The organism is Desulfosporosinus sp. I2 (assembly GCF_000960765.1).
GTDB lineage: Bacteria > Bacillota > Desulfitobacteriia > Desulfitobacteriales > Desulfitobacteriaceae > Desulfosporosinus.
In genome coordinates this window covers 1-5,264 of the sequence record NZ_JYNH01000217.1, presented here as the reverse complement: position 1 = coordinate 5,264, position 5,264 = coordinate 1, and the positions used below count along the sequence as shown (strand labels likewise).

Genomic DNA, 5,264 nt, shown 5'->3' with positions numbered 1-5,264 from the left:
TGCGAAAGACGTTCGGAACTCGTTCGCTATGCTATGCAAGAAGGCTATATTTGATGACAAACTATTAAAGTTCATATAAGTTTGTGCCCCCAATACCTTAAAAGCAATTAGGTGCTTGAAAAGGTATTGGGGTTTTACATTTTCCCCCTTCGCAAAAACCCTGATAGATTTTCAGGGTTTTTACTGATTATTATATAAACCATTATATGCAATAATGAAAGTAATCACATAGTTTAAAATTTATTAGCAAGGAGGAAGACCATGGCTCAAGATGATATTATCGTTACGATGCAGAAAGAGGTAGAAGCCGCGTTGGCTCGGCCAGCTGAGTCCGTTAAGTGGGGCATGTTAATCGATACGCGCAAATGTGTAGGGTGCCATGCCTGTACCATCGGTTGTGTTTCAGAATACAAACTTCCACCCGGAGTGGTATACCGGCCAGTTATGGAGGAAGAGACAGGGGATTTCCCAAAGGTCAAACGTTCCTTTTTACCCCGTCCCTGTATGCAGTGTGAAAACCCTCCCTGTGTCAAGGTTTGTCCAGTAGGAGCTACATTCAAGAGGAAAGACGGAATTGTAGAGATCAACTACGAAAAATGTATCGGATGCCGTTCATGTTTAGCTAATTGCCCTTATGGGGCTCGGACATTTGACACAGGAAGTTACTATACTAAAGGTACCCCGCAAATACAGCCCTATGAAACTTCGACGTTTTATGAATATGGGAAGAAGTATTCAAGAACTGGACATGGCTCACCTGTCATGGGAAGTGCACGCAAATGCCATTTTTGTACAAGCCGTATACAAGTAGGAATGTTACCTGTTTGTGTGTCAACTTGCATAGGGCGTGCCACATATTTTGGTGACCTCAATGACAAGAATAGCCTCATCAACAAGGTGCTAAGTTCTGGAAAACCTACTCGTTTAAAAGAAAACTTGGGGACAGGGCCTCAAGTCTATTATCTATAGGGGGTGAATGTGCATGAATAAACTGAGTCAATGGGTTTTGGGTTTATTAGCCTTGATTGGTAGCGGTTCTGCGGTTGGCAAAGCGTTTATCTGGGGAGATTCGGTCGTCAATTACGGCAGTTACGTCCCCTGGGGACTATGGGTCAGCCTATATATTTTCCTTGTCGCTGCTGCTGCAGGAGCTACGTGGTTTGGCTTCTTGTTGGGATATAAGAATAATTCAGTGCGTTGGATTAAATTGGGTTTTGGTTCTGCGGCGATCTCTCTGATTGGGGCACTGGCTTTTATTGCGCTAGATCTGGGAAAACCTATGAAGGGAATTAGCATCTTCTTTTCTCCGTCGTTTATGTCTCCGTTAGCATGGGCGTCGTGGGGGTATGCACTGTTTATCCTCACTGTGGCATTTATTGTGTTTAAAGGAATTTCAAGTGTACGCTCACCCTTAGTCTATTTGGGTCTTGCTTTATCGATCTTATTTCTCGGAGCTGAAACTTTGTTTTTTGGGGATATGATTGCCCGTCCTCTGTGGAATTCCTGGGGTAGCGCCTTCGCCTTCGTCACGTCAGCGATTGTGGCAGGGGGAGCTTTGATCTACGGAGTAGCTGCCCTGTTGGCATCTGATTTGCTTCAGCAAGCTGGAAACGGACTACGCAAATTATTGATGTATGCCATAGTCTTGCATCTCGTGGTCGAAGTAGGACATCTTGCCTTAGAAACGCATCTGCCGGAAGCCATGGCCCAAATGACAGACTGGAGATTCTGGGTCTTGTTTGCGGGGCTTGGGGGCGTAGTAGCTATTTATCTTTTAACCAAGCCAGCAACGGCACTTCTTGGAGCGCTTCTGTCGTTAGTGGGAATATTGACCTATAAAGTCACGTTTGTTACAGCTGCGTTCACTCAGCCGGATTTAAGCGGATTGCCGGAGGCGTTTCAAGATTCTAGATTGAGTCTTAGTTATAGCCCGTCGATGGTAGAATGGTTGGTTGCAGTTGGACTCCTGGCCGCTGTTGTTTTGGCAATTTCTTGGTTGATTCCCAAAGTCTTGGCTGACCAAACTAAGGGTTCAACAAAATCGAATAGATCAATGAACGTTTAAGAAAAGGAGGTAGAAACGATGAGTAAGAAAGAAACCGACGGGTTAAATCAAATTCTTAATAAAAAGAAGATTAGTCGTAGAACATTCTTAGCTGGAGCAACAGTCGCTACTGGCGCAGCATTTGTTGGAGGAAGCCCCTTATTTCTTGACATGCAGAAGAGAGCCTATGCTGGTACGGATGCTCAGGAGTACGGATTTAACAATCCAGAAACTATAATTACATCTTCTTGCTTACAGTGTAATACAGGCTGTCCTATTAAAGTAAAATCCGGAGAGGGGATGCCTCTGAAAATTGAAGGAAGTCCTTATTCTCCATGGAACCTCTATCCTCATTTACCGTACAAATCGGATTACAAAGCAACGATTAGCAAAGTGGATGCGGCCATCTGTCCGAAAGGGCAGGCAGGACTCCAGGCTTACTATGATCCTTACCGGATCCGCAAAGTGCTGAAACGGGTTGGCAAGCGGGGAGAAAACAAATGGGTTGGCATTCCTTTTGAACAAGCCTTAGAGGAGATTGCCAACGGAGGCAAGCTCTTTGCTAATGTACCAGGAGAGGAAGACCGCATAGTGGAGGGCCTCAATCAGATACGCGCGGTGAAAGATGCCAAACTTGGAAAAGAGATGTCCGAGGAGATCAAGAAAATCCTCGCTGAGAAAGACAAGGATAAGAAGAAACAGCACGTGAATGCGTTTAAGGATAAATTCAAAGAGCACTTGGATAAATTAATTGATCCTGAACATCCGGATTTCGGGCCGAAGAATAACCAATTTGTTTTCAATTGGGGACGTTTAAAGGATGGACGTGGGGATTTACTCAAACGTTTTGCCATCGGAGGTATGGGATCCACCAATGCCCACGGTCATACAACGGTATGCCAAGGTTCTCTTTACTTCACAGGTAAGGCAATGAGTGAACAATGGCAATATGATGCAGCAAAGAATGCGATGTCCTGGACAGGGGGAAGCAAATTCTACTGGCAGGGAGAGTATACCGGGGCGGAATTTATTCTGTTTGTTGGAGCAAACCATTTTGAAGCAAATTATGGACCGCCACTTCAGACTTCCCGTATTATCGACGGTCTTTCGTCCGGGCGTCTCAAGTTTGCCTGTATTGATCCACGTTTCTCGAAACTTGCCACTAAAGCGTGGAAATGGTTGCCGGCTAAACCAGGTGAAGATGCCGGAATTGCTATGGGAATGATTCGCTGGATCATCGAAAACCAACGCTATGATGCTAAATTTCTAGCGTGTGCTAATAAGGCAGCTGCTAAAGCGGCTGGAGAACCAACTTGGTCCAATGGTGCTTGGCTTGTAAAGATTGAAAACGGAAAACCTGGTGCATTTTTACGAGCGCATGAAATCGGTGGTGCTAAAGTTAAGAAGACCACCAAAGAGGGCCTGGAGTATGAAGATGAACTGTTCGTAGTCTTTAAAGACGGCAAACCGGTTATGTTTGATCCCAATAGTGAGACCGAAGCGGTAACTGGAGATTTGCTCGTAGACACTGAAATCAATGGGATTAAAGTTAAGAGCGCTTTGGTGATTCTGAAAGAGGAAGCCAGCCGAAAAACCATTGCAGAATGGGCGGAGCTAGCAGGGGTAGTAGCTGAGGACATTGAAACTTTGGCTAAGGAATTTACGAGCCATGGCAAAAAAGCGGTGGTCGATATCCATCGTGGACCTTCCCAGCATACGAATGGCTTCTATAATAACTTTGCCTGGTTTACGCTCAATGTTTTGAATGGAAATTTTGACTATAAGGGAGGATTTATTAAAAAATCCGACTACAGTCCTGCCGGTGCAAAAGAAGGACAGGTCTATAACATTGGAAACCAACCGGGCAAATTGCCAGACTTCGGGATCTCTTGTATCCGGCACAATGTGAAATACGAAGATACGACCATCTTTAGCGGGTATCCAGCGAAACGGCCTTGGTTCCCCTTAGCGAGTGATGTCTACCAGGAGGTTCTTCCTTCTATGGGAGATGCTTACCCATATCCCTGCAAAGCGTTGTTCCTTTATATGGGGTCACCCATTTACACGTTGCCAGCAGCGGGTCCTTTGGTTGATATTATTACGGATGTTAAGAAAGTCCCGTTGTTTGTAACGTTTGATATTACTGTAGGCGAGACTTCGACCTTTGCTGATTATATTATTCCAGATCTCACGTATCTGGAACGATGGGAATTCCAAGGGGGCCATCCGAGCATTCCGCATAAAACCCAACCGATTCGTCAGCCTGCTGCGCCACCGCTTACAGATAATGCGAAAGTCTATGGACAGGAAATGCCGATGAGTTTTGAGAGCTTTCTTCTAGGCCTCGCCGAGAAGATGAATTTGCCCGGCTTTGGTCCAGATGGTTTTGAAAAAGGAGTTCCCCTAACCCATCCAGATCACCTCTACTTGAAACAAGTCGCTAACGTAGCGACGGATGGAAAACCAGTCCCAGAGGCTAATGAGGAGGAAGAGAAGATTTTCCTAGCTGCTCGGAAGCATCTTCCCAAATCGATCTTTGATCCTCAGCGTTGGAAAGAAGCATGTGGGGCTGCTAACTGGAAAAAGGTTGTCTATGTTCTAAACCGAGGTGGACGCTTCCAGGATGATTCGGACACCTTTGATGGAGAAAAACTAAAAAACAAGTATGGAGCACTTATTAATATTTACCAGGAGAAGACCGCCAAGACCAAAAATACCATGACGGGTAAGAGTTTTATTCCTCATGCAGCTTATGTAGCCGGCCCAGCGGACTGCACTGGTAAATTACTGACCGATGAAAAAGATGGTTTTCCGTTTAGCTTGATTACCTATCGCCCCATTCATCATACCAAGTCTAGAACTGCTGGGAACTATTGGTTGTTAGCGTTGGAGAAGGAAAACAGCATAATGATGAATGCAGTCGATGGGGAAAAGCTGGGAATCAAAGATGGGGATAAAGTTCGTCTTCTATCGGCAACGAACCCAGATGGAGTCTGGAGGCTTGGACCTCAAGGCGAAATTCAGATGGTCGCACAAGTGAAATTGGTCCAAGGGATACGCCCTGGAACCGTAGCTTTCCACGTAAGCTTTGGGCACTTTGCTTATGGATCTCGCGATATTACCGTGGACGGCAAGGTTATCAAAGGGGATCCCCGAAGAGCTACAGGAACGCATTTTAATCCGGTGATGCGAGTAGACCCCGTTCTTAAAAATGTAGGAC

The 5,264-nt window shown here is 45.5% G+C and carries 3 protein-coding genes; all 3 read left to right on the top strand.

Translation table 11 applies throughout. The features are described from left to right. Positions 1 to 261 precede the first annotated feature (261 nt). Entirely contained in the window at positions 262 to 969 is a 708-nt protein-coding gene (locus tag UF75_RS24620) for a 4Fe-4S dicluster domain-containing protein (RefSeq protein ID WP_045577158.1), read from the top strand. Between the two features lie 13 nt (positions 970 to 982). Beyond that, a complete protein-coding gene (gene nrfD / locus UF75_RS24615) occupies positions 983 to 2,065 on the top strand; it encodes an NrfD/PsrC family molybdoenzyme membrane anchor subunit (RefSeq protein ID WP_045577157.1) in 1,083 nt (360 codons plus the stop codon). An 18-nt stretch (positions 2,066 to 2,083) separates the two neighbouring features. Next, positions 2,084 to 5,264, top strand: a 3,181-nt coding sequence (locus tag UF75_RS24610; RefSeq protein ID WP_045577156.1) for a molybdopterin-dependent oxidoreductase, incomplete at its 3' end; no start/stop codon positions are given.